23 protein-coding genes are annotated in these 26,198 nt (G+C 59.2%); 9 read left to right on the forward strand and 14 right to left on the reverse strand.

Translation table 11 applies throughout. The features are described 5' to 3' along the window. Positions 1 to 31 precede the first annotated feature (31 nt). From aceE to ampD, 3 genes are all read right to left on the reverse strand, one after another. Entirely contained in the window at positions 32 to 2,692 is a 2,661-nt protein-coding gene (gene aceE, locus AB5Y90_RS09875; protein WP_005355086.1) for a pyruvate dehydrogenase (acetyl-transferring), homodimeric type, read from the reverse strand. Positions 2,693 to 2,771: 79 nt separating this feature from the next. Then, positions 2,772 to 3,536, reverse strand: coding sequence for a pyruvate dehydrogenase complex transcriptional repressor PdhR (gene pdhR, locus AB5Y90_RS09880; RefSeq protein WP_005336127.1), 765 nt, complete (start codon positions 3,534 to 3,536; stop codon positions 2,772 to 2,774). Positions 3,537 to 3,814: 278 nt separating this feature from the next. Then, entirely contained in the window at positions 3,815 to 4,390 is a 576-nt protein-coding gene (ampD, locus tag AB5Y90_RS09885; protein ID WP_252412755.1) for a 1,6-anhydro-N-acetylmuramyl-L-alanine amidase AmpD, read from the reverse strand. Positions 4,391 to 4,520: 130 nt separating this feature from the next. On the opposite strand from ampD, the gene AB5Y90_RS09890 reads away from it, so the two are divergent. The 9 genes from AB5Y90_RS09890 to yacG all read left to right on the forward strand — a co-directional run bounded on the left by AB5Y90_RS09890 (position 4,521) and on the right by yacG (position 12,292). Beyond that, complete coding sequence (locus tag AB5Y90_RS09890) at positions 4,521 to 4,991, forward strand: TIGR02281 family clan AA aspartic protease (RefSeq protein ID WP_158113353.1); 471 nt, start codon at positions 4,521 to 4,523, stop codon at positions 4,989 to 4,991. Positions 4,992 to 4,994: 3 nt separating this feature from the next. Then, complete coding sequence (nadC, locus tag AB5Y90_RS09895; protein ID WP_368166843.1) at positions 4,995 to 5,858, forward strand: carboxylating nicotinate-nucleotide diphosphorylase; 864 nt, start codon at positions 4,995 to 4,997, stop codon at positions 5,856 to 5,858. Between the two features lie 315 nt (positions 5,859 to 6,173). Continuing rightward, positions 6,174 to 6,575, forward strand: a complete 402-nt coding sequence (locus AB5Y90_RS09900) for a prepilin-type N-terminal cleavage/methylation domain-containing protein (protein ID WP_368166844.1) — start codon at positions 6,174 to 6,176, stop codon at positions 6,573 to 6,575. Positions 6,576 to 6,578: 3 nt separating this feature from the next. Next, complete coding sequence (gene tapB / locus AB5Y90_RS09905; RefSeq protein ID WP_005336134.1) at positions 6,579 to 8,285, forward strand: PilB family type IVa pilus assembly ATPase TapB; 1,707 nt, start codon at positions 6,579 to 6,581, stop codon at positions 8,283 to 8,285. 239 nt (positions 8,286 to 8,524) lie between these two features. Beyond that, positions 8,525 to 9,766, forward strand: a complete 1,242-nt coding sequence (locus tag AB5Y90_RS09910; RefSeq protein WP_005336136.1) for a type II secretion system F family protein — start codon at positions 8,525 to 8,527, stop codon at positions 9,764 to 9,766. Between the two features lie 61 nt (positions 9,767 to 9,827). Further along, positions 9,828 to 10,700, forward strand: coding sequence for an A24 family peptidase (locus AB5Y90_RS09915; protein ID WP_151286535.1), 873 nt, complete (start codon positions 9,828 to 9,830; stop codon positions 10,698 to 10,700). Positions 10,701 to 10,713: 13 nt separating this feature from the next. Next, a complete protein-coding gene (coaE, locus tag AB5Y90_RS09920; RefSeq protein ID WP_151286534.1) occupies positions 10,714 to 11,328 on the forward strand; it encodes a dephospho-CoA kinase in 615 nt (204 codons plus the stop codon). 37 nt (positions 11,329 to 11,365) lie between these two features. Continuing rightward, positions 11,366 to 12,088, forward strand: coding sequence for a cell division protein ZapD (zapD, locus tag AB5Y90_RS09925; protein ID WP_005336141.1), 723 nt, complete (start codon positions 11,366 to 11,368; stop codon positions 12,086 to 12,088). A gap of 9 nt (positions 12,089 to 12,097) precedes the next feature. Next, entirely contained in the window at positions 12,098 to 12,292 is a 195-nt protein-coding gene (yacG, locus tag AB5Y90_RS09930) for a DNA gyrase inhibitor YacG (RefSeq protein ID WP_151286533.1), read from the forward strand. 77 nt (positions 12,293 to 12,369) lie between these two features. On the opposite strand, the gene mutT is transcribed toward yacG, so the two are convergent. From mutT to murD, 11 genes are all read right to left on the reverse strand, one after another. After that, positions 12,370 to 12,774, reverse strand: a complete 405-nt coding sequence (mutT, locus tag AB5Y90_RS09935; RefSeq protein WP_019444787.1) for an 8-oxo-dGTP diphosphatase MutT — start codon at positions 12,772 to 12,774, stop codon at positions 12,370 to 12,372. Positions 12,775 to 12,958: 184 nt separating this feature from the next. Next, a complete protein-coding gene (gene secA / locus AB5Y90_RS09940; protein WP_368166845.1) occupies positions 12,959 to 15,679 on the reverse strand; it encodes a preprotein translocase subunit SecA in 2,721 nt (906 codons plus the stop codon). Positions 15,680 to 15,738: 59 nt separating this feature from the next. Beyond that, a complete protein-coding gene (locus tag AB5Y90_RS09945) occupies positions 15,739 to 16,644 on the reverse strand; it encodes a M23 family metallopeptidase (RefSeq protein ID WP_005355107.1) in 906 nt (301 codons plus the stop codon). Positions 16,645 to 16,784: 140 nt separating this feature from the next. Next, a complete protein-coding gene (gene lpxC / locus AB5Y90_RS09950) occupies positions 16,785 to 17,708 on the reverse strand; it encodes a UDP-3-O-acyl-N-acetylglucosamine deacetylase (protein WP_005336146.1) in 924 nt (307 codons plus the stop codon). 99 nt (positions 17,709 to 17,807) lie between these two features. Further along, a complete protein-coding gene (gene ftsZ, locus AB5Y90_RS09955) occupies positions 17,808 to 18,959 on the reverse strand; it encodes a cell division protein FtsZ (RefSeq protein ID WP_005336147.1) in 1,152 nt (383 codons plus the stop codon). A 39-nt stretch (positions 18,960 to 18,998) separates the two neighbouring features. Then, entirely contained in the window at positions 18,999 to 20,258 is a 1,260-nt protein-coding gene (ftsA, locus tag AB5Y90_RS09960; protein ID WP_005336148.1) for a cell division protein FtsA, read from the reverse strand. Continuing rightward, positions 20,239 to 20,991 carry a cell division protein FtsQ/DivIB gene (locus AB5Y90_RS09965; RefSeq protein ID WP_005336149.1) on the reverse strand — a complete coding sequence of 251 codons (753 nt, stop codon included), beginning with the start codon at positions 20,989 to 20,991 and terminating at the stop codon, positions 20,239 to 20,241. The genes ftsA and AB5Y90_RS09965 overlap by 20 nt, the downstream gene beginning before the upstream one ends. A 97-nt stretch (positions 20,992 to 21,088) precedes the next feature. Further along, positions 21,089 to 22,543: a UDP-N-acetylmuramate--L-alanine ligase gene (murC, locus tag AB5Y90_RS09970; protein ID WP_005336150.1), complete on the reverse strand. Its 1,455-nt coding sequence runs from the start codon at positions 22,541 to 22,543 to the stop codon at positions 21,089 to 21,091. Between the two features lie 111 nt (positions 22,544 to 22,654). Next, on the reverse strand, positions 22,655 to 23,737 hold the full coding sequence (gene murG, locus AB5Y90_RS09975) for an undecaprenyldiphospho-muramoylpentapeptide beta-N-acetylglucosaminyltransferase (RefSeq protein ID WP_128834326.1): 1,083 nt from the start codon (positions 23,735 to 23,737) through the stop codon (positions 22,655 to 22,657). Beyond that, positions 23,737 to 24,918, reverse strand: a complete 1,182-nt coding sequence (ftsW, locus tag AB5Y90_RS09980; RefSeq protein ID WP_005336154.1) for a cell division protein FtsW — start codon at positions 24,916 to 24,918, stop codon at positions 23,737 to 23,739. The genes murG and ftsW overlap by 1 nt, the downstream gene beginning before the upstream one ends. Further along, positions 24,915 to 26,198 (reverse strand): UDP-N-acetylmuramoyl-L-alanine--D-glutamate ligase, encoded by a 1,284-nt coding sequence (gene murD / locus AB5Y90_RS09985; protein ID WP_368166846.1) that lies wholly within the window; start codon positions 26,196 to 26,198, stop codon positions 24,915 to 24,917. The genes ftsW and murD overlap by 4 nt, the downstream gene beginning before the upstream one ends.

The raw sequence follows: 26,198 nt of genomic DNA on the forward strand, positions 1-26,198 counted from the left end.
GCGCCGTCATACGGCGCGACCCTTGATCCACTTACGCGTACAGCGGGTTGACCTTGTCGGCATCGATGCCGTACTTGGCGATGGCGTCGGCCACAACCTGCTTGTCTACCTCGCCGCGCTTGGCCAGTTCGGTCAGAGCAGCAACCACCACGTAGAACTCGTTCACTTCGAAGTGACGACGCAGGTTGGCACGGCTGTCGGAACGGCCGTAACCGTCGGTACCCAGCACGCGGTAGTTCTCGGTCGGAACGAAGGCGCGAACCTGATCGGCGAAGGACTTCATGTAGTCGGTCGCAGCGATGGTGGCTTCGGAACCCAGTACCTGAGCGATGTACGGTACGCGAGCTTCGGCAGTCGGGTGCAGCATGTTCCAGCGATCCGCGTCCTGACCGTCACGAGCCAGCTCGTTGAAGGAGGTGACGCTGAACACATCGGAACCGATGCCGTACTCGCTGGCCAGGATCTGGGCAGCCTTGCGTACGTGACCCAGGATGGAACCACAACCCAGCAGCTGAACTTTCGCCTTGGCACCGGCGACGGATTCCAGCTTGTAGATACCCTTGCGGATGCCTTCCTCGGCGCCTTCCGGCATGGCCGGCATGGCATAGTTCTCGTTCAGGGTGGTGATGTAGTAGAACACGTTCTCCGGGTTCTCACCGTACATGCGGCGCAGGCCGTCCTGTACGATCACCGCCACTTCATAGGCGTAGGACGGGTCGTAGGAGATGCAGTTCGGGATGGTGTTCGCCAGGATGTGGCTGTGACCATCTTCGTGCTGCAGACCTTCGCCGTTCAGGGTAGTACGACCGGAGGTTGCACCCAGCAGGAAGCCACGGGCTTGCTGGTCACCGGCTGCCCACGCCATGTCGCCGATCCGCTGGAAGCCGAACATGGAGTAGTAGATGTAGAACGGGATCATCGGGCAATCGTTGGTGCTGTAAGAGGTCGCAGCAGCCAGCCAGGAGGACATGGCGCCCAGCTCGTTGATACCGTCTTGCAGAACCTGACCCTGCTTGTCTTCCTTGTAGTAGGAGACGATGTCGCGGTCTTGCGGGGTGTACTGCTGACCGTGCGGGCTGTAGATACCGATCTGGCGGAACAGACCTTCCATACCGAAGGTACGGGCTTCGTCAGCGAGGATCGGAACGATGCGCTTGCCGATGGACTTGTCTTTCAGCATCACGTTCAGGGAACGCACGAACGCCATGGTGGTGGAGATTTCGCGCGCCTGCTCACCCAGCAGCGGGCCGAAGGCATCCAGTGCCGGGATTTCCAGCTTGGTGGTGCTTTCGCGCAGACGGGTCGGCACATAGCCTTTCAGGGCGGTGCGACGGTCGTGCAGGTATTTGTGCTCGGCAGAACCGGCTTCGATCTTCAGGTACGGCAGATCGGCCAGCTGCTCGTCGGCCACCGGCAGGTTGAAGCGGTCACGCAGGTGACGCACGGAGTCCAGCTCCATCTTCTTGACCTGGTGAGCGATGTTCTTGCCTTCAGCCGCTTCACCCATGCCGTAACCCTTGATGGTCTTGGCCAGAATAACGGTCGGCTTGCCCTTGGTCTGGGTCGCCTTGTTGAACGCGGCGAACAGTTTGCGAGGATCGTGACCACCGCGGTTCAGAGCGAAGATCTCCTCGTCGGTCATGTCTTTGACCAGCGCGGCAGTTTCCGGATAACGGTTGAAGAAGTGCTCGCGGATGTAGCCACCGTCGCGGGACTTCATGGTCTGGTAGTCACCGTCCACGGTCTCGTTCATCAGCTGGATCAGCTTGCCGGAAGTGTCTTTCTTCAGCAGCTCATCCCACTTGCGACCCCAGATGACCTTGGTGACATCCCAGCCGGCGCCGGCGAACAGGCCTTCCAGCTCGTTGATGACCTTGCCGTTACCGACAACCGGACCATCCAGACGCTGCAGGTTGCAGTTAACCACAAACACCAGGTTGTCGAGCTTTTCACGCACGGCAACAGTCAGGGCACCCTTGGCTTCCGGCTCGTCCATCTCGCCGTCACCCAAGAAGGCGTAAACGGTCTGCTCGGAGCAATCCTTGATGCCACGGTCGGTCAGGTACTTCAGGAAGCGAGCCTGATAGATGGCGGCGATGGGGCCCAGACCCATGGATACGGTCGGGAACTGCCAGAAGTCCGGCATCAGTTTCGGGTGCGGATAGGAAGGGATACCCTTGCCGTCCACTTCCTGACGGAAGTTGTCCAGCTGCTCTTCGGTCAGACGACCTTCAGCAAAGGCGCGAGCATAGATACCCGGGGAGATGTGACCCTGGAAGTAAACCAGATCGCCACCATCCTTCTCATTGCGAGCACGGAAGAAGTGGTTGAAGCAGACATCATAGATGGTCGCAGAAGAAGCGAAGGAAGACATGTGACCACCCAGGTCCAGGTCTTTCTTGGACGCGCGTAGCACGATCATCATGGCGTTCCAGCGGATGATGGCGCGAATGCGGCGTTCCATCTCCAAGTCACCCGGGTAATCCGGCTCGTCGCTGGACGGGATGGTGTTGATGTAATCGCGATTTGCCTTGGCAGCCACGTCCACACCGCTTACGCGGGCTTTCTCGGCCAACTGTTCAAGGATGAACTGAGCGCGTTGCGGACCCTCTTCACGCAGCAGGGATTCCAGAGAGGCAAGCCACTCCAGCGTTTCTATCGGGTCCACATCGTTCTTCAGGATATCAGACATGGCTGGTTCCTATGTTGTTGTGATTGCACGGCATTGCACGGCGAAGGGCGCAAGCATTCGACAATAGAGCCTTGTGGGATTAGTTTTCCTGCTGACGGATCCGACGCATGGATCGCTGGATCCGGCTGTCTTCCCTCTGCATATCCAACAAGGTGTCCTCGATAAAGGCCAGATGCTCATGACAAGCTGTTCTGGCCCGCTCCGGAGCCCCCGAAAGAATAGCCTCGATCAGATTCGCGCGATGGCGACGTATCTTGGCTACCACTCCCGGGCGGCGATTCAAAATCTCGTTATTCTGCAGAATGTTCTGTTCGAGCATCGGGCTCATGGCCCGCAGCAGGTGCAGCAGCACCACGTTGTGGGACGCCTCGGCCACCGCCAGATAGAACTGGGTCACGGCTGCCGACTCGGCCACCAGCGAGCCCAGCTGGCCCGCCTCTTCGATGGTGGTTTGCACCTGACGAATACGCTCGAAATCAGACCCGGTTCCCCGCAAGGCCGCGTAGTAGGCACAGATGCCTTCCAGCGCGTGGCGAAACTCCAGCAGGTCATACTGGGCTTCCGGGTGGGTACTGAGCAGTTCGAACAGAGGATCCGCGATCCCCTTGCTCAGGGCATTCTGCACATAAGTGCCGCCGCCCTGACGGCGATAAAGCAATCCGCGCGCTTCCAGTCGCTGGATGGCTTCGCGCAAGGAGGGGCGCGATACCTGAAACTGGATGGCGAGTTCCCGCTCGGGAGGCAATTTCTGCCCCGGCTGCAGGCTGCCTTCCAGAATCATCTGTTCCAGCTCGGCGACAATGGAGTCGGCCAACTTGGGTTGCGTAATCTTGCGATAGGGCATGAGGCTACTTTGTTAAATTGGTATTACCAATTTCATGGATGGGGCGAAAATTAGCAGAGGCCTTTTGAAAAGTCCACTCAAAAGATGATCTGAGTCAAGAATCAACCCCACCACTTAAGGGGTAAAGCAGGGAAAACATGATTTAGCTCATAGAAAATGGTCTGACCAATATTCTTGACCACGCTCACAAATAACATTTGCGCAACCAGAGACAAAAATGGCCTGCCAGATAGGCAAGCCATTGATTTTAAAATCCAAAATAAATTTGAATATTTACTTTAGCTGTTTAGTAGTTGCCGGTAGTAATCCCACTGGAAACTGGCTCCGGGATCCGTCTTGCGCCCCGGCGCGATGTCGCAATGGCCGACAATTTTTTCGCGGGTGATGGCCGGATAGCATTCTGAAATGGCTCGGGTGAGCCCTGCCAGTGCCCGGTATTGAGCCTCGGTATAGGGGGTTTCGTCAGTCCCTTCCAGCTCGATGCCAATGGAGAAGTCATTGCACGCCTCCCTACCCTGCCAACTCGAGACACCTGCATGCCAGGCACGCGCGCCGAACGGCACATACTGCACCAGCTCGCCATCACGGCGGATCAGGCAGTGGGCCGAGACCCGCAACTGATGGATACCGGCAAAATAGGGGTGAGCCTCGGGGTCGAGTCGTCCCATAAAGAGATCGTCGATAAAGGGGCCACCAAACTCCCCCGGCGGCAGGCTGATGCCATGCACCACCAGCAGGGAGATATCGTCCGGGGCGGCCCGTTCGTTGTGATGGGGAGAAGGCACCCGACGCGCCTGCTGGCACCAGCCAGCGGCATCGATAGAGAAACAAGGTTGCGAAGCGAGTTGAGTCATCGGCTACTCGAGTTGGCTGATAAATGGCGAGAAAACGAAGATACCTGATAGGCAATCCGGCACCAACTCACTGAATCCAAGGGAAATGGTATGTTAGGCTGAGTCATCTTCCGCTCGATATGGATGGGGTATGCAGCACACGGCACGCTGGATGTGGTTACTGGCCTGGCTCTCTTTGATGGGCCTGCTGACCCTCTATTTTCACTCCCGCAACCAACCAAGCGTCACCGCCAGCGGCGAGCTGTTGCTGCGGGCCGACCAGAGCGGCCACTATCGTCTGGAGGGTGCCATCAACGGCCAGCCGGTGCAACTGCTGCTCGATACCGGCGCCACCCGCATCACCATCCCGCAGCAGGTTGCCGAGCGACTCGGCCTGACCGCTCATGGCAGCAGCCAGGTCAATACCGCCGCAGGGCAGATCCGGGTTGGCAACGGCACCATCGAAACGCTGGCGATGGGGCCATTGACCTTGTACGATCTGGCCATCTTTATCAATCCGGTGGCAGACGGTGACGAAGTGCTGGTTGGCATGAACGCCCTCGGTCGGCTGGAGCTGGTTCAAAAGGAGCGGCAACTGCTGCTCAGACCCTTGCAGGAATAAGGCATGTTTCAACAGGATGTCAGCCGCGCCGTGCGCGCCGCACTACTCGAAGATCTGGGCGATGCCCTCACCACGCTGGACCAACCGGACGCCAGCGCCGATATCACCGCCCAACTGATCCCGGCAGATCGGATCTCCAGCGCCCGGGTCATCACCCGTGAGGCCGGTGTGTTCTGCGGTCAGCCATGGGTCGACGAGGTGTTCGTACAACTCGGCGGCGACGTAAAGGTGGAGTGGAAGGTGCAGGATGGGGAAGTGCTCTCCCCCAATCAGGAGCTGTTCCGCCTCCACGGCCCCGCCCGCCTGCTGCTGACCGGCGAACGCAATGCGCTGAACTTTGTCCAGACCCTCTCCGGCGTCGCCACCCTCACCGCACGCTATGTGGCAGAGCTGGAGGGCACGGACTGCCGCCTGCTCGACACCCGCAAAACCATCCCGGGGCTGCGCACGGCCCAGAAGTACGCGGTCACCTGTGGCGGCGGCAAAAACCACCGCATCGGGCTCTATGACGCCTATCTCATCAAAGAGAACCATATCCTCGCCTGTGGCGGCATTGCCGAGGCGATTAATGAGGCTCGCCATCTCAATCCGGGCAAACCGGTAGAAGTGGAGGTCGAATCGCTGGCAGAGCTGGAGCAGGCGCTGGCGGCAAAGGCCGATATCGTGATGCTGGACAACTTCGATGTTGCCATGATGCGGGAAGCGGTCGCCATCAATCAGGGCCGCGCCAAGCTCGAAGTCTCCGGTAATGTGACGCTGGATACTCTGGCCGAGTTTGCCGCCACCGGTGTCGATTTTATCTCTGTCGGGGCGCTGACCAAGCATGTACGGGCGCTCGATCTCTCCATGCGCTTTATCCAGCAGTGAGATTCACCCCGCAGGCCTGAGCAAATACTCGACCTAACCGGATAAACAACTTGCAAAAGGCGCCATGGGCGCCTTTTCTTTATGCAGGATCCCTCAGCAAAGGAGTGTAATGACGGACCCGCTTTCACCCGTAACAAGGAGTCATAGGAAGCCACTTATTTTATGACTCGCATCAAGTTTTTGGTAAATGACATGAAAGTGGTTAACAAAGGCAGCAATCTCTGTTGCCACCCCTGACAGCTCGGATAAGATACTGACGTTCGGACGATTTTCTACCGACACTTCCCAGGAACCAAGGATAAAAGGACATTTGAAATGAAGAAACAATCGGGTTTTACCCTTATTGAACTGATGATCGTGGTCGCAATCGTGGCCATTTTGGCGGCAGTCGCGCTGCCGGCTTATCAGAGTTACACCCAGAAAGCTCGCTTTACAGAAGTTATATCAGCGACCGGTGCAGTAAAAACATCTATGGAAGTGTGTTATCAAACAGCTACTGACGTTAAAACCTGCGGAACCGCTGCCAATGCCACTGTAAGTGGTGCATATCCGAGCGGAGTTGTACAGAGCGTTGTTGCTAGCGTCTCAGGCTCTTCCCCGACTATTATCGCTACTGGTACAACCTCTGGAGCACCTGGTACCTATACCATGACCGGTACTGTAACAGGCACCAAGATTAGTTGGAACGCTGTCTGCAGCCCTGCAAATCTCTGCTAATACATGACCTCTAGTCCCAATAGCGGCCTGGCGTTAAGCCTGGCCGCCTCTTCACTGATCAGTGAAGAGGATTCCCAGCGCTATCTAAGCCAGGCCAAGGCCCAGCGCAAACCCTTTGTGACATTTCTGATAGAAAACGAGATCCTTGACAGCAAGGCGCTCGCCGATTTTTGCGAGCTGGAGTATGGGGTACCTCTGCTGGATCTTGCCGCCTTCGATTTGGCCGAGATCCCGCAGAAGTACCTCAATCAGAAGCTGATTGAGAAACACCACGTCCTGCCCATCTACACCCAGGGCCACACCCTCTATATCGCCATGTCGGACCCGACCAATGTCTCGGCGTTGGAGGACTTTGGCTTCAGCTTCGGTCTTCATACCGAAGCGCTGCTGGTGGAGGAGAACAAGCTCACCGCCGCCATCGGCAAACTGCTGGAGAGCGAAAATGACGCCCTCGGCATGGAGGATATCGACGAGTCCGAGATTTCGGATCTCGAGGTCTCCGACGAAAACAGCCGGCTGGACGAGAGTGTCAATACCGCTGATGACGATGCCCCCATAGTCAAGTACATCAACAAGATCCTGATGGATGCCATCAAGCGCGGTGCCTCCGACCTGCACTTCGAGCCCTATGAGTTCAAGTATCGGGTGCGCTTTCGCATCGATGGCATTCTGCATGAAATTGCTACGCCGCCGGTCAACCTCTCCAACCGCTTCTCCGCCCGCCTCAAGGTGATGGCACGACTCGATATTGCCGAACGGCGGCTACCGCAGGATGGCCGCATCAAGCTGAAGCTGTCGCGCAACAAGTCGATGGATATGCGGGTCAACACCCTGCCCACCATGTGGGGGGAGAAGATCGTTATCCGTCTGCTCGACTCCTCGGCGGCACGCCTCAATATCGAGCAACTCGGCTTTGATGACCGGCAGAAGGCACAGTACCTGCGCGCCCTCTCCAAGCCACAGGGAATGATCCTGGTGACCGGCCCCACCGGCTCGGGCAAAACGGTCTCGCTCTATACCGGCCTCAATATTCTCAACACCACCGAGGTGAATATCTCCACCGCAGAAGACCCGGTAGAGATCAACCTGCCCGGCGTCAACCAGGTGCAGGTCAACCCCAAGGCGGGGCTCACCTTCGCCAGCGCCCTGCGCTCCTTCCTGCGGCAAGATCCGGATGTAGTGATGGTGGGGGAAATTCGCGATCTCGAAACCGCCGAGATCGCCATCAAGGCGGCCCAGACCGGCCACCTGGTGCTCTCCACCCTGCATACCAACTCCGCCGCCGAGACCCTGACCCGGATGATGAACATGGGGGTTCCGGCTTTCAACATCGCCTCCTCGGTGACCCTGATCATGGCCCAGCGGCTGGCCCGTAAACTGTGCGACCACTGCAAGGCACCGGAAGTTGTGCCGGAAGCAGAACTGCTGGAGCTGGGCTTTACGCCGCAGCAGTTGGCGGCGGGGCTGCGACTGTTCAAACCGGTCGGTTGCAAGGAGTGTTCCGGCGGCTACAAGGGGCGGGTCGGCATCTACGAAATCATGTTGATGTCGGAGAACATCGCCAAATTGATCATGCAAGGGGCCAACTCCCTGCAAATCGCCGCTATCGCCCAGAAGGAAGGGATGCGTACCCTGCGCACCTCGGGACTGGAGAAGGCCCGGCTCGGGGTCACCAGTCTGGCCGAGGTCAACCGGGTCACCACCAACTGATCCGTGTGCGGAACGACCCGCCGGTTTGGTTGGCAGAGCCTATCGGTCGTTCACGAATACGGGACGGACGATAGTCAGGACAACGGAGTAATCAGATATTCAAGTGACCGGGCTGGCGCCAAGAAGGTACCACCCACCCTATCAGTACCCCGCAGGCATCAAGCCAGTCGGGCACCTTGACCAGGTTGGTGACGTGCAGAGCTAGGCTCTGACAACCAACCCCATTGCAGGATGCAAAGATGGCAACCCTAACGAAAAAGAACAATGCCCCCAAGAAAGTCTTCGCCTTCCGCTGGCACGGGGTAAACCGCAAGGGGCAGAAGGTCTCCGGCGAGCTGCAGGCCGACAGCATCAACACCGTCAAGACCGAACTACGCAAGCAGGGGGTCAACGTCACCAAGGTAGCCAAGAAATCCCAGGGGCTCTTCTCCAAGGGCGGCGCCAAGATCAAACCGATGGATATCGCCATCGTCTCACGCCAGATCACCACCATGCTCTCCGCCGGTGTACCACTGGTGCAGAGCCTGCAGATCATCGCCCGCAGTCACGAGAAAGCCTCGATGCGCGAGCTGATGGGGCAGATTGCCGCCGATGTGGAGACCGGTACCCCCATGTCGGAGGCGCTGCGTCGCCATCCCCTCTACTTTGACGATCTCTACTGCGATCTGGTGGAAGCCGGTGAGCAATCCGGTGCGCTGGAAACCATCTACGACCGTATCGCCACCTATCGGGAAAAGTCGGAAGCGCTCAAGTCGAAGATCAAGAAGGCGATGTTCTACCCCACCATGGTCATTCTGGTCGCCATCGTGGTCACCTCCATCCTGCTGCTGTTCGTCATTCCACAGTTCGAGGATATCTTCAAGAGCTTCGGTGCCGAGCTGCCGGTGTTCACCCAGTTTGTTATCGGCATCTCCCGCTTTATGCAGAACTGGTGGTATGTCTTCTTTGGTGGCACCGCCCTTGGCATCTTCCTCTATGTGCGGGCTTGGCGGGCCTCCCAGAAGGTGAAAGACAATACCGACAAGTTCGTCCTCACCATTCCGGTGGTCGGAATGATCCTGCACAAGGCGGCGATGGCTCGCTTTGCTCGCACCCTGTCGACCACCTTCTCCGCCGGTATTCCGCTGGTGGATGCGCTGATTTCGGCAGCAGGGGCCTCGGGTAACTATGTCTATCGCACCGCGGTCATGGCGATCCGCAACGAGGTGGTGGCGGGCATGCAGATCAACGTGGCGATGCGCACCGTCGATCTCTTCCCCGACATGGTGATCCAGATGGTGATGATCGGTGAGGAGTCCGGCGCCATCGATGATATGCTCTCCAAGGTCGCCACCATCTTCGAACAGGAGGTGGATGACTTGGTCGATGGCCTCACCAGCCTGCTGGAACCCCTCATCATGGTGGTGCTCGGGGTGCTGGTCGGCGGCATGGTTATCGCCATGTACCTGCCCATCTTCAAGCTTGGCGACGTGGTAGGCTGATTTATCAGGGCATGGCACCACAACCATGCCCTCCCCCTCATCCAATAACTGACGGTTGGTTATGACACTTCTTCTCGAGCTGGCTCACAGCTTGCCCTGGCTCTACTTCTCACTGGTTTTTCTCTTCTCCCTGATGATCGGCAGCTTCCTTAACGTAGTGATCCACCGCTTGCCCATCATGCTGGAGCGGGAGTGGCAGGCCGAATATCACGGCTACTTTTCCCCCGATGAGGAGGCTACTGCGCCAGAGCGCTACAACCTGATGGTCCCCCGCTCCGCATGCCCTCATTGTGGCCACGCCATCACTGCGCTGGAGAACATCCCGTTGCTGAGCTGGCTCTGGCTCAAAGGGCGTTGCCGCGACTGTCAGGCCCCCATCTCGGCCCGCTATCCGCTGGTAGAGCTGCTGACCGCACTGCTCTCGGTGGCCGTAGCCATGGTCATAACGCCGGGCTGGGGTACGTTGGCCGCCCTGTTGCTGACCTGGGTGCTGGTCGCCCTCACCTTTATCGATCTCGACAAGATGTTGCTGCCCGACCAGCTCACCCTGCCACTGTTGTGGGGCGGGCTGCTGTTCAACCTGGCAAGTGGCTTCGTGCCGCTGGCGGATGCCGTGATCGGTGCCATGGCGGGCTATCTGGTGCTCTGGAGCCTCTACTGGGCCTTCAAGCTGCTCACCGGCAAAGAAGGGATGGGCTATGGCGACTTCAAGCTGCTGGCGGCGCTGGGCGCCTGGCTCGGTTGGCAGGCTCTGCCCATAATTCTGCTGCTCTCATCTTTGGTCGGTGCCGTGATCGGCATCAGCCTGATCGCCTTGCAAAAACATCATCAGGGCAAGCCCATTCCCTTCGGCCCCTACCTCGCCATCGCGGGCTGGATCGCCCTGCTATGGGGCGATACCATCACCCGCTGGTATCTCTCTACCCTGCTTTGAGCAAGAGGCCCCCATGTATGTAGTTGCTATCACAGGTGGTATCGGCAGCGGCAAGACCACTATCGCCAATCAGTTTGCCGCGCTGGGTATCGAGGTGGTGGATGCCGATGTGATCGCCCGCGAAGTGGTCGAGCCGGGTACCCCGGCCCTTGCCGCCATCGCCAACCATTTTGGCCCAGATGTGATTGCTCCGAGCGGTCAACTCGACCGTCGTGCCCTGCGCGAGCGGGTCTTCAGCGATCCACAGGCCAAGGAGTGGCTCAATGCCCTGCTCCACCCGCGGATTCGCAGCGAAATGCTGCGCCAGTGTGCCGCAGCCAGTTCTCCTTACTGCCTGCTGGTGGTGCCGCTGCTGGTGGAGAACAAACTCACTGGCCTCGCCAACCGTGTTTTGGTGGTCGATGTGGATGAAGCCACCCAGATTGAGCGCACCTGCCGTCGGGATGGGGTATCGGCCGAGCAGGCCCGGGCCATCATCGCCGCTCAGGCGAGCCGGACAGAGCGCCTCGCGGCGGCGGATGATGTCATCGAAAACCACAATGGCAGCGAAATGGCGATTAAAACGCGGATTTTGGCGCTGCACGAGACATATCTGGCAATTGCCTCTCAACAAGGCCGCCAAGTGTGAGTACACTAGGCCGGTTTATGGCTGGCCAGGATTAGGCATGATTTACGATTTCCCCCTCAATGAAAAAAGCCGGACCTATCTTCGTCTGGAGTCCCTGTTTTCCCAGATCCGCGACAATCTGGAGAGTGAACAATCCTGGGCACATATCGCCTTCTTCAAGGGGCTGTTCGATCTGCAGGAGTTGCTGGAGCGTGGTGACCTGCGCGCCGACCTCATCAAGGATCTGGAGCGTCTCGGCCAGCGTCTGAGCCACTGGGCCAGCCTGCCCGATGTCGATCTGGAGCAGATCAAACTGATGCAGCAAGAGAGCAGCCAGCTCTCCCGCAACCTGCTCAACTCGCCACGCCCGGGTGCCCGCCTGAAAGAGGATCGTCTGCTCGGCTCCATTCGCCAGCGTTTCTCCATCCCGGGTGGCCTGTGTGCCTTCGATGTGCCGCAGCTGCACCACTGGCTCGGTACCCCGGCCATCACCCGTCACCAGCAGATGCAAGGCTGGCTGAGCGACATTAACCTGCTGATGAATGCCATCACCCTGCTGCTGCGCCTGTGGCGTGAATCAGGCAGCTTCAGTGAGCAGGTTGCCAGCAACGGTTTCTTCCAGGACACCGCCGAGAGCGCCGAGCTGATCCGCATCAAGCTGCCGGGCAATCTGTTCTGCTACCCGACCCTGAGCGGCCACAAGAACCGCTTCGCCCTGCGCTTTCTGCCCACCGCAGAACAGCCGATTGGCGACGTGCCGTTCCAGCTCGCCTGCTGCTAAGGAGGGTTTATGGTCACCAAGGTAAAGTGCCCGACCTGTCAGAGCGAAGTGGAATGGGGCCCGCAGAGTCCGTTCCGCCCCTTCTGCAGCAAGCGCTGCCAGCTGATCGATCTCGGCGAATGGGCCGATGAAGAGAAGCGGATCCCGGGGGCGATCAACCCGGATCTGCTGCCGGAGCAGGAAGAGGGCGATCAGTGGCTGTAAGCCCCTGGTCACGCACCTCTGCAATATGAAAAAAGGGCCGATTGGCCCTTTTTTCATGCTTGTTGATTGCTACCGGCTCAAGCCAGCAGACCCTGTAGCCGCGCTACAATCGGGCCATTGGCATCGGGGAAGTGGTAGTTGTGCAGCTCTGCCACCGGCACCCACAGACACTCCTGCCCCTCTTTTCCGAACGGCTCGCCGCTGAAACGGGTCACCTTCCAGATATCCAGCAACACCTGCTTCTCGGGGTAATCGTGCTGCAGTTCCATAAAGGGGGCACAATCCAATACCCGGATGCCGATCTCTTCCCACAGCTCCCGATCCAGCGCGGTGAGCAGATCCTCGCCCGACTCCACCTTGCCACCGGGAAACTCCCAGCGATCTCCCTGATGGCGATCGGAGGAGCGTCTGGCGATGAAGATATCGCCCCGTTCATTCTCGATGACGCCAACCGCCACCCAGATCCGTTTTTTCTGTTCCATCTTGCTACCTTTACACGCGATACATGATCGTGCCGTTCGATGAGCCCAACCTCCGGCTGGGTGAGCGACCGATGATGCCTGATATCCGATTTCTTTCCGTCAAGTGGCGCCACCCTAGTGACTTTGCCACCCTCTGGCAAAAACAAGGCGGGCACTTGGCCCGCCTGTTATGGCATAGCGTCGATCAGGTCAACTGGCCGTGGCAGTGCTTGTACTTCTTGCCGGAACCGCACGGGCAGGGATCGTTGCGACCGACCTTCTGCTCGTCACGTACGAAGGTAGTGTGCCCCTCTTCACCTGCGGCCTGTTCATCGGCCAGCTGGCTCTCAGCGGCGGCATGGGTATAGGTGCGGGGAGCGGCTTCCGCCTGCTGGCGCTGCTGCTCTTCCATCGCTTCCACATCGCGCTCCTGCACCTGAACACGGCTCAGGATGCTGACCACGTCGCGCTTGAGGGTTTCCAGCATCTGGGTGAACAGATCGAAGGATTCGCGCTTGTACTCCTGCTTGGGGTTCTTCTGGGCGTAACCGCGCAGATGGATGCCCTGACGCAGGTGATCCATGGCCGCCAGATGCTCTTTCCAGAGACCATCCAGAGTTTGCAGCATCACTGCCTTCTCGAAGTTGCGCAGCACCTCTTTGCCAACCAGCTCCTCCTTGTGGGCATAGAGCTTGGTGGCTTCGTCCAGAATGCGCTCGCGCAGCTTCTCTTCATACAGCTTGTCATCTTCCGCCAGCCACTGCTGCAGCGGCAGATCCAGCGCGAAGTCTGCCTTCAGGCGCGCTTCCAGACCCGGCACGTCCCACATCTCTTCCAGAGACTGGGGCGGGATGTACTCGTCGATCACCGCGCCGTAGACATCGTCACGGATAACGTGGATGGTCTCGGAGATGTCGTTGGTATCCAGCAGCTCATTGCGCTGCTCGTAGACCACCTTGCGCTGGTCATTGGCAACGTCATCAAACTCCAGCAAGCTCTTGCGGATGTCGAAGTTGCGACCTTCCACCTTGCGCTGGGCGTTTTCGATCGCCTTGGTGACCCACGGGTGCTCGATGGCTTCGCCCTCTTCCATGCCCAGCTTCTTCATCATGCCGGTCACGCGATCGGAGGCGAAGATCCGCATCAGGGTATCTTCCATGGAGAGGTAGAAACGGGAGGAGCCCGGGTCACCCTGACGACCGGAACGGCCGCGCAGCTGGTTATCGATACGACGGGATTCGTGACGCTCGGTGCCGATAATGTGCAGGCCACCGGCGGCCAGCACCGCATCGTGACGCACCTGCCAGGCGGCTTTCAGCTCGGCAATCTGCTCGCTGGTCGGGTTCTCCAGCTTGGCAATCTCTGCCTGCCAGTTGCCGCCCAACACGATGTCGGTACCACGACCGGCCATGTTGGTGGCGATGGTCACCGCACCTGTCTGACCGGCCTGGGCGACGATCTCCGCTTCCATGGCGTGGAACTTGGCGTTCAGCACCTTGTGCGGGATCTTCTCCTTGGTCAGGATGCTGGATAGCAGCTCGGAGTTCTCGATAGAGACAGTACCAACCAGTACAGGCTGGCCCTTGGTCACACACTGACGGATATCTTCGATGATGGCGGCATACTTCTCATTGGCGGTCAGGTAGACCAGATCGCCCATGTCCTTGCGCACCATTGGCTTGTTGGTCGGGATAACCACGGTATCCAGGCCATAAATCTGCTGGAATTCAAAGGCTTCGGTATCAGCAGTACCGGTCATCCCTGCCAGCTTGTTGTAGAGGCGGAAGTAGTTCTGGAAGGTGATGGATGCCAGCGTCTGGTTCTCGTTCTGGATCTTCACCCCTTCCTTCGCTTCAACGGCCTGATGCAGACCATCGGACCAGCGACGACCCGGCATGGTACGGCCGGTGTGCTCGTCAACGATGACGATCTCGTCTTTCTGGACGATGTAGTCCACGTTGCGCTCGAACAGAGTGTGAGCACGCAGACCCGCATTGACGTGGTGCAGCAGGCTGATGTTGGAGGCGGAGAACAGGGAATCGTTCTCGTCCAGCAGCCCCTCTTTCTTGAGCAGCTCTTCCACGAAGATCTGGCCGTTTTCGGTCAGCAGGGCCTGACGGTTCTTCTCGTCTACTGTGTAGTGACCGTCGCCGGTGTACTCTTCGGTATCTTCCTTGTCCTGCTTGACCAGCAGCGGGATCAGCTTGTTGACGCGGATATAGAGCTCTGAGCTGTCTTCGGCCGGGCCGGAGATGATGAGCGGAGTACGGGCTTCATCGATAAGCACCGAGTCGACTTCGTCCACCAGCGCGTAGTTGAGCGGACGCTGCACGCGCTGCTCCGGCGAGAACGCCATGTTGTCGCGCAGGTAGTCAAAACCGAATTCGTTGTTGGTACCGTAGGTGATGTCGGCAGCGTAGGCGTCACGCTTCTGGGACGCATCCATACCAGGCACGTTGCAATCGACGGTCATGCCGAGGAAGGCGAACAGCGGGCGGTTCGCCTCCGCATCACGCTTGGCCAGATAGTCGTTCACCGTTACCACGTGCACACCACGGCCACTTAGTGCGTTCAGGTAAGCTGGCAGAGTCGCAGTAAGAGTCTTACCTTCACCAGTCTTCATTTCCGCGATACGGTTGGAGTTCAGCACCATGCCGCCGATCAGCTGCACGTCGAAGTGGCGCATGCCAAACACCCGCTTGGAGGCTTCACGCACGGTCGCGAACGCTTCCGGCAACAACTGCTCCAGGGTCTCACCCTGCTCGATACGCTGACGATATTCAGCCGTTTTGGCCTGCAACTCGGCATCGGAGAGAGCCTCGAACTGCGGCTCCATGGCATTGATCTGTTTTACAATTTTGCGCAAAGCCTTGAGCGTTCTGTCGTTCCGGCTGCCGATAATCTTGGTAAGCAGTGTGCTAATCATGGGTACCAACTATTTCTGGTTATAAAAGCGTTCCGTCACTGGAACCTGAAGAAAAAAACCTAACCCCGTCTGGCACTGAGAAAGCGTGCGGGGTTGACCTGACGACCATCTTTCAACACTTCGTAATGCAGATGGACCCCGGTCGCGCGACCGGTGCGTCCCATCAAGGCAATCTTCTGACCCTGATCAACCAGGGTGCCCACCTCGACCAGCAACTTGGAGTTGTGGGCATAGCGGGTGACCAGGCCATTGCCGTGATTAATCTCCACCATATTGCCAAATTCCGGATGACGGCCCGCCCAGCTGACAATGCCGGGCCCGGTGGCCAGAATCGGGGTTCCAGGTTTGCCACGGAAATCGACCCCTTTGTGCATCTTGGCACGCCCGTTGAACGGATCGACCCGTCCACCAAACCCGGACGAGACCCAAACTCGCTCCTGTTTGACTGGCGTGCCGGAAATAAAACCGGCATCGGTGATATGGTGATTCATGATGAAAGATTCAAGTACTGACAGCTGCTCTTCACGGCTGCTGAGCTGCTGGCTGAGATGTTTCATCGAGGCTTGCAGCTCGTTGAGGCTCACTTCCAGCTCTTCATCATAAGAAGGGCCGCCCATGGGGGGCAGCTCTTTGAAATTGAACTCGTCGGGATCGAGATCGGCCTGCTCGGTCAATCGTTCGCCGAGGGCATTGAGACGGCCAAGCTGGCCCTGCATGGTGCCCACCTGAGCAGCCAGCATTGCCAACTGTTCACGGGCTTCGTCGCCACTCTGGTCGACGGACTGTTGCTCGGCAACGGCAAGCGCCACTTCCAGCGCCTCCATTTTTTGGTGCCAACTCTGCCAGAGCCAACCACCACCAAGGGCCAACAGGGAGAAGAGAATACCGCCGACCCAAGCCAGACGTTGTTTGGGCAGGTGCAACTTGCGTCGCTGCTTGCCGTGGAGGATCAGGGTAATGCTCATAGAAATCAGTCTGCTCGGTCAGGTGCGGCCAGGAGCCTGCACGGGAAATAAAACCGGGAGATAATCGGTATTAAAGGATGGAGTAAATAAATGACGGAACGTCGGTGCGGAGAGAGGACCGACGTTCCGTTGCACAGCTATCAGGCCAGAACCAGACCGTTATCGTAGTAAGCGATAGGCGCTTTGTCGCCCTCACCCTCGAAGGTCACCAGTTCCCAAGCCTCCTGCTCGGCCAGCAAGGCACGTAGTAGCTTGTTGTTCAGGGCATGTCCGGTCTTGTAGGCACGGAACTCACCGATGATGCTGCGGTTACACATATAGAGGTCACCGATCGCGTCCAGCATCTTATGCTTGACGAACTCGTCCTCATAACGCAAACCGTCTTCGTTCAGCACCCGATAGTCGTCCAGTACCACGGCGTTTTCCAGGCTTCCGCCCAGCGCCAGGTTCTGGGAACGCAGGTACTCGATATCACGCATGAACCCGAAGGTACGGGCACGGCTGATCTCTTTCACGAAGGAGGCACCGGAGAAATCCAGCACACAACGCTGGTTGCGCCCTTCAAAGACCGGATGCTGGAAATCGATCTCGAGATCCATCTTGAAGCCGTTGCGATAAGGGTGGAATTCCGCCCACTTGTCGCCGTCTTCAACCCGGATGCTCTTCTTGATCCGCACAAACTGCTTGGCCGCATTCTGCTCACGGATCCCGACTTCCTGCAGCAGGTAGATAAAGGGATGCGCACTGCCATCCATCACCGGGATCTCGGGCGCGTCAACCTCGACGTAGAGGTTGTCGATCCCCATCCCGGCCAGCGCGGCAGAGAGGTGCTCAATGGTAGAGACACGGACACCGGCTTCGTTGACCAGAGCGGTACAGAGCACGGTATCGCGCACCTGATCGGCATTGGCTGGCAGCTCCACCACAGGATTCAGGTCGGTACGCAAGTAAACGATCCCTGTGTTCACAGGCGCCGGACGGAACGTCATGGTGACTTTCCGGCCCGAATGCAGGCCGACACCAGTCGCCTGTACACTCGTTTTCAAGGTTCTTTGTCTAATCATGGGTGTACCCTAAACAGCTTAAAATCCGGACCAGATGGTCGTTGGCAGGCCATCTTAGCACATTCCTTGAACAACAAACAAACGAGAGCCATAAGAGGCTTAGTCAGCTTGCTTGCGCAGGAACGCCGGAATATCCAGGTAATCCGGTTCACGACGAGCTTGCGGCTCGGCGTTGACCACCTTGGCCGGGGCTTCGTCCATCACTCGGCCTTGCATCATGTCGCTGACCAGCGGCTGACGCACCGGGCGCTCTTGCACCTGGCTGCTCTTGACTAGCGTGATGTCCGGCTTGCGCTCGGCACCGATACCGGTAGCAACCACGGTCACACGCAGTTCGTCGTGCATTTCCGGATCGATTACGGTACCCACAACTACAGTGGCATTCTCGGAAGCGAAGGCCTTGACCGCATTACCCACGGTTTCGAACTCTTCGATGGTCATGTCCATACCGGCGGTGATGTTGACCAGGATGCCACGGGCACCGGCCAGATCCACGTCTTCCAGCAGCGGGCTGGAGATGGCTTTCTCGGCCGCTTCCTCGGCACGGTCATCACCAGAGGCGGAACCGGTACCCATCATGGCAGTACCCATTTCGCGCATTACGGTACGCACGTCCGCGAAGTCGACGTTGATCAAGCCCGGGCGGGTGATCAGCTCGGCAATGCCCTGTACCGCGCCAAGCAGTACATCGTTGGCCGCCTTGAAGGCATCCAGCAAGGAGATACCGCGACCCAGCACCTTCAGCAACTTGTCGTTGGGGATGGTGATCAGGGAGTCGACGTTCTTGGAGAGCTCTTCGATACCGTGCGCGGCGAAGCCCATCCGCTTCTTCCCTTCGAAGGAGAACGGCTTGGTGACCACAGCAACGGTCAGGATGCCCATCTCGCGCGCCACTTCGGCCACGATCGGCGCAGCACCGGTACCGGTACCACCACCCATACCGGCGGCGATGAACACCATGTCGGAACCGGTCAGCAGCTCACGCAGTGCTTCGCGATCTTCCATGGCCGCATCACGACCCACTTCCGGATTAGCGCCGGCACCCAGACCCTTGGTGATGCCACCGCCGATCTGCAGGGTAGTGTTGGCGCTGGAGTTACGCAGTGCCTGGGCGTCGGTGTTGACGGTAATGAACTCAACACCCTCAATATTTTGACGAACCATGTGTTCGACAGCGTTACCGCCGCCGCCACCTACACCGATCACTTTAATGACGGCTTCGTCAGTGTGGCTATCCATAAATTCAAACATGTTGTCTCTCCGCTTTATTTGCCTGACTCAGCAAAATTCTTAGAACTCGCCACGCAGCCAGTTGCTAACCCGTTTGACCAGGCCACCGACGCTTGCCTTGGCGGCATATTCTTTGTTGCTACCTGTGGCTTGATGGGTGCGGCCATATTGCAGCAACCCGACCGCAGTCGAGTACACCGGTGCCTGCACGTAATCACTCAAACCACGTATGTTCATGGGCTCTCCCACCCGGACCTGGCTCTGGAAGATCTGCTCTGCACACTCCACAATGCCTTCAATCTGGGCAGCGCCGCCGGTCAAGACCACACCGGCTGCCAGCTGATGCTTGACCCCCTGCGCTTTCAACTCGCTTTGTACCCGCACCAGCTCATCATTCACCATGGAGAGCAACTCGGTGTAACGGGGCTCAATCACTTCAGCCAGTGTCTGCCGTTGCAGGCTGCGCGCCGGGCGACCGCCGACACTGGGTACTTCAATATTGTCTTCCTTGCTGACCAGACGACCGAGGGCGCAACCGTAGCGCACCTTGATCGCTTCCGCGTCGAGCGGCGGCGTGCCGAAGGCGTAGGCGATGTCGCTGGTCACAGTGCTGCCAGCGTACGGGATCACCTTGGTGTGGCGCAGGGCACCGCCGGTAAACAGCGACATATCCATGGTGCCGCCACCGATGTCCACCACGCAGACACCCAGCTCTTTCTCGTCTTCGGTCAACACGGCATAGCTTGAGGCCAGCGCGGAGAAGATCAGTTGATCCACGCGCAAACCGACCTTCTCCACACACTTCTCAATGTTGCGAGCCATGTCGTTGTGGCAAGTGATCAGGTGAACCTTGGCTGCCATCCGCACACCGGAGAGGCCGACCGGATTCTTGATCCCTTCCTGATAATCGATGGCAAACTCCTGAGGCAGCACATGCAGCACGCGCAGCTCGTCGGAGAGGCGAACCGACTTGGCGGTGTGGATCACGTTGTCCACATCCTCCTGGGTCACCTCTTCATCGGAGATGGGCACCATACCGGTCTCGTTGCGGCAGTCGATATGCTTGCCGGACAACCCCAGATAGACCGAGCTGATCTGGCAGTCTGCCATCATCTCGGCCTCTTCCACCGCGCGGCGCAGTGACTTGACCACGGAGTCGAGGTCATTGACCCCGCCCTTCTCCATTCCGCGAGAAGCGTGACTGCCCATACCGATGACGTTCAGTTCACCGTCCGGCAATACTTCCCCGACCAGAACCGCCACCTTGGTTGTGCCGATATCCAGTCCGACAATCAAATTCCTATCTGCGGTGTTGGTCATGCACTTTCTCTTCGCTCTTCTTCCAGCCAACTGCCATTCCGGTGTCGTATCGAAGATCCACGTAGGCGACTTGCGCACGGGGTTCGATAACCGGGAAGGCATCGATAAACCGCTGCAACCGGAGCGCAATGTCATTGCGTCCCAGGAACAGCTTGATATTGCCATCCAGGGTCAGTTCCCAGGCATGGCGGGGAGTCAGATTCACCCCCAGCAACTTGTATCCCTTGGCAGCCAGTTGCGACTCGTACTGCCGACTCTCTTTCAACACCCGGGCGGCCTGGTCATCCGGCCCTGACAGCTGCAACAGCGGCGTCTTGACCCGATCCGGGGCACTGAATACCTTGCCCTTGGTGTTGACGAAGCGGTTGCCATTCCAGCGCGCCGCCACATCTTGTTCCGTGAGGTAGATCTTGATCTTGTTCGGCCACTTCTTTCGTACCGAGACCGAGGCTACCCATGGCAGGGCGTTGAGCCTTGCCTGCAATTCGTTGACGTCCAATTCGAAGAAGTTGCGCAGCTCGGCGCCATCCAGCACGGCCATCCGCAGCTCTTCGGTTTGCAAATACTGGTGTTGCCCCTGCAGCAACAGCTCGCTCATGGGCAACCGGTTGGCATCTGTCAGCCAACCTTTAACATCCAGCGCCGTCCGGTAGCAGCCCCATATCACCAGCAGGAAAAATGCTACCCCTGCGATGAAGCCACCCTTGGTGCGCCCCTGTGCCCTTGCCTCCACCCGATCGATCCCCGTGTAACGCGCTAAACCGGCCTTTGACAGACCGGTTCGCCATTATATAGGCCCCGGCTTGGCGGTCAAAATACTCATTGGGCCCTCAGGCGCCAGATTTCATGCTATCTATGCTCAATTTCATCTCTCCGAGACGACGGGCCAGTGCCCCGACGTTCCCGGCGCCTTGAGTCAGAACCAAATCCCCCTCGCCGATCAGGTCGGCCAGCACGGCTGGCACGTCATCTGGCGTGGCGACGAAGATGGGTTCCAGGTTGCCACGCGAGCGAATGGAGCGGCACAGTGCCCGTCCATCAGCGCCGGGGATCGGCTCCTCACCGGCAGCATAAACCTCCAACATCACCAGCACGTCTACCTTGGAGAGCACATCGGCGAAGTCCTCGTAGAGGTCGCGGGTGCGGGTATAACGGTGCGGCTGGAACACCATCACCAGACGCTTCTCGGGCCAACCGGCGCGGGCGGCGTTGATGGTGACCTTCACTTCGCTCGGGTGGTGACCGTAATCGTCCACCAGCATCGCCTTGCCGCGACCGGTTTCAAACTCGCCATACTGCTGGAAGCGACGACCGACCCCTTCAAATTTGGCCAGAGCAGAGATGATGGCCTCATCGCTGACACCGTCCTCTGTCGCGACAGCTATCGCCGCTGCGGCGTTCAATGCGTTGTGAATACCCGGCAAATTGAGGGTCACCTGCAGCTCACCCGCCTCTTTGCGGCGAACACGGAAGCAGCTGTGGTTGGTGGTCTGGACAAAATCCAGCACCTGCACATCCGCATCGTCAGAGAGACCGTAGGTCAAGGTCGGACGGGCAATCTCGGGCAACATGCCACGGATCACCGGATCATCGATGCAGACCACCGCCAGCCCGTAGAAGGGCAGATTGTGCAGAAACTCGATGAAGGTGGCCTTCAGCTTGGAGAAATCACCGCCGTAGGTATCCATGTGATCCGCTTCGATGTTGGTCACGATAGAGACCATCGGCTGCAGATGCAGGAAAGAGGCGTCGCTCTCGTCCGCCTCGGCGATCAGGTAGCGGCTGCTGCCCAGTCGGGCATTGGTGCCGGCACTGTTGAGCAGGCCACCGATGACGAAGGTCGGGTCGCGGTCGGCTTCGGCATAGATGCTCGCCACCAGACTGGTGGTGGTGGTCTTGCCGTGGGTACCGGCAATGGCGATACCGTGGCGGAAACGCATCAGCTCGGCCAGCATCTCGGCGCGGCGCACGACCGGGATCCGCAGTTCGCGGGCAGCCAGCAGCTCCGGGTTGTCCTGCTTGATGGCGGTAGAGACCACCACCACGCTGGCACCCTCAACGTGTTCGGCACTGTGGCCGACAAAGATGTGAGCACCCAGTCCGGCCAACCGCTCGGTTACGGCGTTGCGAGCCAGATCAGAACCCGTTACCTGATACCCTTCGTTGGCAAGCACTTCGGCGATCCCGCCCATACCGGCACCACCGATGCCGATAAAGTGGATGCGACGCACGCGGCGCATTTCGGGGATCACAGTACGCAGTTTTGCCAGTTCAACCTTGGTCATAATCGTCTCTTTAGTCTGCCGCAGGCCATGCGCCGTCAAAGCGCAGTTGCACGGCGGCATCAATACATACAGGTACAAGGCTGCACGGTGTCACCGCTGCAACCTTGCTCATCAATCTTTACCACGCTGCCCGGTTGCAAGCTGTTTGCACTCATCTGCAACCCGCTCGGCCGCATCGGTGATGGCGACGCGGCGAGCCGCTTTCGCCATGTTAAACAGGGTCTCCCTGCGACCAGCCAGCCAGGTCAGACGCGCCGCCAGTGATGCGGTATTCAGCTCGGACTGGGGCAGGAACTCGGCCGCACCGCCGTCGACCAGGGTCAGGGCGTTACGGGTCTGGTGATCATCCACCGCATGGGGCAGCGGCACGAAAATGGCAGCCACACCGGCGGCAGCCACTTCGGAAACAGTCAGGGCACCGGCACGGCAGACCACCAGGTCGGCCCAGGCGTAGGCGCTGGCCATATCCTTGATAAATTCGCTCACCTCGGCATTGATGTCGTGCTGGGCATAGGCAGCAGAGACAGTCTCGGCATTGCCCTTGCCACACTGGTGACGCACTTCAATGGGCACGCCGGATGCTGCCACCGCAGCAGGTACCTGCTCGTTAAGCACCCGAGCGCCCAGACTGCCACCCACGATCAGCAGATGCAGTGGCTCATCCCCGCTGCGCAGTTGCGGATCCGGCAGGGCGACCACTTCGGGACGCACTGGATTACCGACCACGGCGGTGCGACGGCTCGGCGCGAAGGCGCCCGGAAATGCCATCAAAACCCGCCTGGCGATACGGGCCAGCAACTTGTTGGTCATGCCGGCAGCAGCATTCTGCTCATGGAGCAGCAGCGGGATGCCGGAGAACCAGGCCGCCACGCCACCCGGGCCGGAAGCAAAACCGCCCATGCCGAGCACCACATCAGGGCGAACGGTCTTGAGCACCTGACGCGCCTGCAGGATCGATTTGACGATGCGATAGGGCGCCACCAGCAGTCGCTTGATGCCGTTGCCACGCACTCCCTGAATATCGATGAAGGAGATGGGATAACCGTGGGCGGGCACCAGCTCCGCCTCCATCCGGTCGGCAGTGCCGAGCCAGTGGACAGTCCAGCCCTGGGCCTTCAGGCGATCGGCCACGGCCAGACCGGGGAACACATGCCCACCGGTACCACCTGCCATCACCAACAGAGTCTTGCTCACTAAACCTCCCGCACGCGCGCCTGGGCTGTCGCCTGACGCAACTCAAAATCGATTCGAATCAACATGCTCACCGCCACCGACATGATGATGAGACTGGAACCACCGTAACTGACCAGCGGCAGGGTCAAGCCCTTGGTTGGCATCATGCCGCTGGCCGCGCCGACGTTGACGAAGGTCTGGAAGCTGAACCAGATGCCGATGCCGATGGCCAGATAACCGTCATAGAGCCGCTCTGCCACCAGCGCACGATGCCCCAGCTTGAGCGCCTTGACCGCCAGCGCAAAAATCAGGAACAGGGCGCCCAGCACCCCGACGTAACCCAGCTCTTCACCGAGGATCGCAAACACGAAGTCGGTGTGCGCTTCCGGCAGGTATTCCATCTTCTGGATAGAGTTGCCAAGCCCTTCGCCAAACCAGCTGCCACGACCAAACGCCATCAGCGACTGGGTCAACTGGTAGCCGCTGCCGAACGGATCGGCCCAAGGATCCATAAAAGAGGTCACCCGCCGCATCCGGTAAGGCTCGACGATGATCAGCATCACCACCGAGCCGAGCCCCGCGCCGATCAGGGTCAAAAACTGTCCCAATCGGGCACCGGCCAGAAACAGCATGCCGAACGAGGTAACGAACATCACCACGGTGGAACCCAGGTCAGGCTGCAACAACAGCAAGACCGCCAGCACCCCGAACACCGCCAGCGGTTTCAGGAAGCCGATCCAGGCTTCACGCACTTCACTCTGGCGCCGCACCAGATAGCCGGCCAGATAGACAAACAGCGCCAGCTTGCCAAACTCGGCAGGCTGCAGGTTGAAGGGACCGAGTGGCAACCAGCGCACCGCACCGTTGACGTTGCGGCCCACCAGCAGCACCAGCACCAGCATCAAGATCGCCAGCAGCAGCATGGGGCCGTTGTGCTGTTGCCAGCGCGCCATCGGCACCTGCAACACAAACCAGGAGATACCGAGTGCCATCACCAAAAACAGGGCGTGACGCTTCACAAACATGAAGGGGTCATCCCCCAGCGCAATCCCCTCGGGAATCGACGCCGAGGCCACGATGACCACCCCGACCGCCATCAGGGAGAGCGCCAGCAGTACCAGCTGCCGATCGTAGAGACCGGCAGGACGCGCCGGTAACAACCAGCGCTGGAACAGACCTGCTGCTGCGCGAAGGGCGTTCATAGTGCCAGCACCATCTCGGTGAAGCGATCGCCGCGCACCTCGAACGACTTGAACTGATCGAGGCTGGCACAGGCTGGCGCCAGCAGCACCCAGTCACCGGGCTTGGCATCGGCCGCCGCTTTGGCAACTGCAGCGGCCAGGTCGTCCACCCGTTCGGTCTGCTCGCCCAGTGCCAGCAGCACCTCGGCATCCTGACCGAAGCAGTACATGTGATCGATCTGGTTGCCCAACAGCGCCTGGATCGGGCCAAAATCCTGCCCCTTGCCCTGACCACCGGCCAGCAGCAGCAGGCGCCCCTTGACCGACTCGCGCACACCGGCAACGGCAGCCAGTGTGGCCCCCACGTTGGTGGCCTTGGAGTCGTTGATCCAGCGCACCCCGTTCACCTCCCGCACGAAGCGGGCACGATGGGGCAAGCCCTCGAAACGACGCAGCACGGTAAGCTGAGCCGCACGGGGAATACCGACCGCATCGCACAGCGCCATGGCCGCAAGGGCGTTGGCCTGATTGTGGGCACCGACGATCTTCATCTCGTCCACCGCCAGCAGTGGTTCACCGTGCAACGTCAACCAGTAGCGGCCATCCAGCAGGCAACGGCCATAGCCATTGCAGTCGAGACCAAAGCTCTGCCACACCTGACCCACATCGGGCAGGGTCTGGGCATCGTCGCGATTGACCAGAATGTGTTTGGAGTGCTGATGGATCTCCATCTTGGCGGCGCGATAGTCGGCCATGCCCTGATAACGATCCATGTGATCTTCGGAGAGGTTCAGCACCACGGAGGCGGCAGCACGCAAACTGTGAGTAGTTTCCAGCTGGAAGCTGGAGAGCTCCAGCACACAGAGATCCATCGGCTGCTTGAGGAGCTCCAGCGCAGGCGTGCCGATATTGCCGCCCACACCGACATTGAGGCCAGCTTCGGCAATCATCTCGCCCACCAGGGTGGTGACGGTGCTCTTGCCGTTCGAGCCGGTGATGGCGATGACCGGAGTCTGGGTCTCGCGAACAAACAGTTCGATATCACCGACAATCTGCACACCACACTCGGCAGCCGCTTTCAGTTCGGGGGTCGCCAGCGCGATACCCGGGCTCGCGACGATCATGTGCGCCTGCTTGAGCAGCGCCTCGTCGAGCCCGTGGATCAGCTCCACCTCCGGCGGCAGTTGATCCTTGCCGGGCGGGTTGGCGCGGGTATCCATCACCAGTGGCGTCACGCCACGGCCGAGGAAGTAATCGACACAGGAGAGCCCGGTTTTGCCCAATCCGATGATGATGACCAT

Source organism: Aeromonas sp. R4-1, from assembly GCF_040908325.1.
Taxonomy (GTDB): Bacteria; Pseudomonadota; Gammaproteobacteria; order Enterobacterales; family Aeromonadaceae; genus Aeromonas; species Aeromonas veronii.

Bases quoted from the DNA above. Each gene is read 5' to 3' on its own strand.
- AB5Y90_RS09910 (WP_005336136.1), top strand. From the start codon at position 8,525: ATGGCAACCCTAACGAAAAAGAACAATGCCCCCAAGAAAGTCTTCGCC.
- coaE (WP_151286534.1), top strand. From the start codon at position 10,714: ATGTATGTAGTTGCTATCACAGGTGGTATCGGCAGCGGCAAGACCACT.
- AB5Y90_RS09890 (WP_158113353.1), top strand. From the start codon at position 4,521: ATGCAGCACACGGCACGCTGGATGTGGTTACTGGCCTGGCTCTCTTTG.
- AB5Y90_RS09915 (WP_151286535.1), top strand. From the start codon at position 9,828: ATGACACTTCTTCTCGAGCTGGCTCACAGCTTGCCCTGGCTCTACTTC.
- aceE (WP_005355086.1), bottom strand. From the start codon at position 2,692: ATGTCTGATATCCTGAAGAACGATGTGGACCCGATAGAAACGCTGGAG.
- tapB (WP_005336134.1), top strand. From the start codon at position 6,579: ATGACCTCTAGTCCCAATAGCGGCCTGGCGTTAAGCCTGGCCGCCTCT.
- secA (WP_368166845.1), bottom strand. From the start codon at position 15,679: ATGATTAGCACACTGCTTACCAAGATTATCGGCAGCCGGAACGACAGA.
- pdhR (WP_005336127.1), bottom strand. From the start codon at position 3,536: ATGCCCTATCGCAAGATTACGCAACCCAAGTTGGCCGACTCCATTGTC.
- zapD (WP_005336141.1), top strand. From the start codon at position 11,366: ATGATTTACGATTTCCCCCTCAATGAAAAAAGCCGGACCTATCTTCGT.
- murD (WP_368166846.1), bottom strand. From the start codon at position 26,198: ATGGTCATCATCATCGGATTGGGCAAAACCGGGCTCTCCTGTGTCGAT.
- lpxC (WP_005336146.1), bottom strand. From the start codon at position 17,708: ATGATTAGACAAAGAACCTTGAAAACGAGTGTACAGGCGACTGGTGTC.
- ampD (WP_252412755.1), bottom strand. From the start codon at position 4,390: ATGACTCAACTCGCTTCGCAACCTTGTTTCTCTATCGATGCCGCTGGC.
- nadC (WP_368166843.1), top strand. From the start codon at position 4,995: ATGTTTCAACAGGATGTCAGCCGCGCCGTGCGCGCCGCACTACTCGAA.
- mutT (WP_019444787.1), bottom strand. From the start codon at position 12,774: ATGGAACAGAAAAAACGGATCTGGGTGGCGGTTGGCGTCATCGAGAAT.
- AB5Y90_RS09945 (WP_005355107.1), bottom strand. From the start codon at position 16,644: ATGAGCATTACCCTGATCCTCCACGGCAAGCAGCGACGCAAGTTGCAC.
- ftsW (WP_005336154.1), bottom strand. From the start codon at position 24,918: ATGAACGCCCTTCGCGCAGCAGCAGGTCTGTTCCAGCGCTGGTTGTTA.
- murC (WP_005336150.1), bottom strand. From the start codon at position 22,543: ATGACCAAGGTTGAACTGGCAAAACTGCGTACTGTGATCCCCGAAATG.
- yacG (WP_151286533.1), top strand. From the start codon at position 12,098: ATGGTCACCAAGGTAAAGTGCCCGACCTGTCAGAGCGAAGTGGAATGG.
- ftsA (WP_005336148.1), bottom strand. From the start codon at position 20,258: ATGACCAACACCGCAGATAGGAATTTGATTGTCGGACTGGATATCGGC.
- ftsZ (WP_005336147.1), bottom strand. From the start codon at position 18,959: ATGTTTGAATTTATGGATAGCCACACTGACGAAGCCGTCATTAAAGTG.
- AB5Y90_RS09900 (WP_368166844.1), top strand. From the start codon at position 6,174: ATGAAGAAACAATCGGGTTTTACCCTTATTGAACTGATGATCGTGGTC.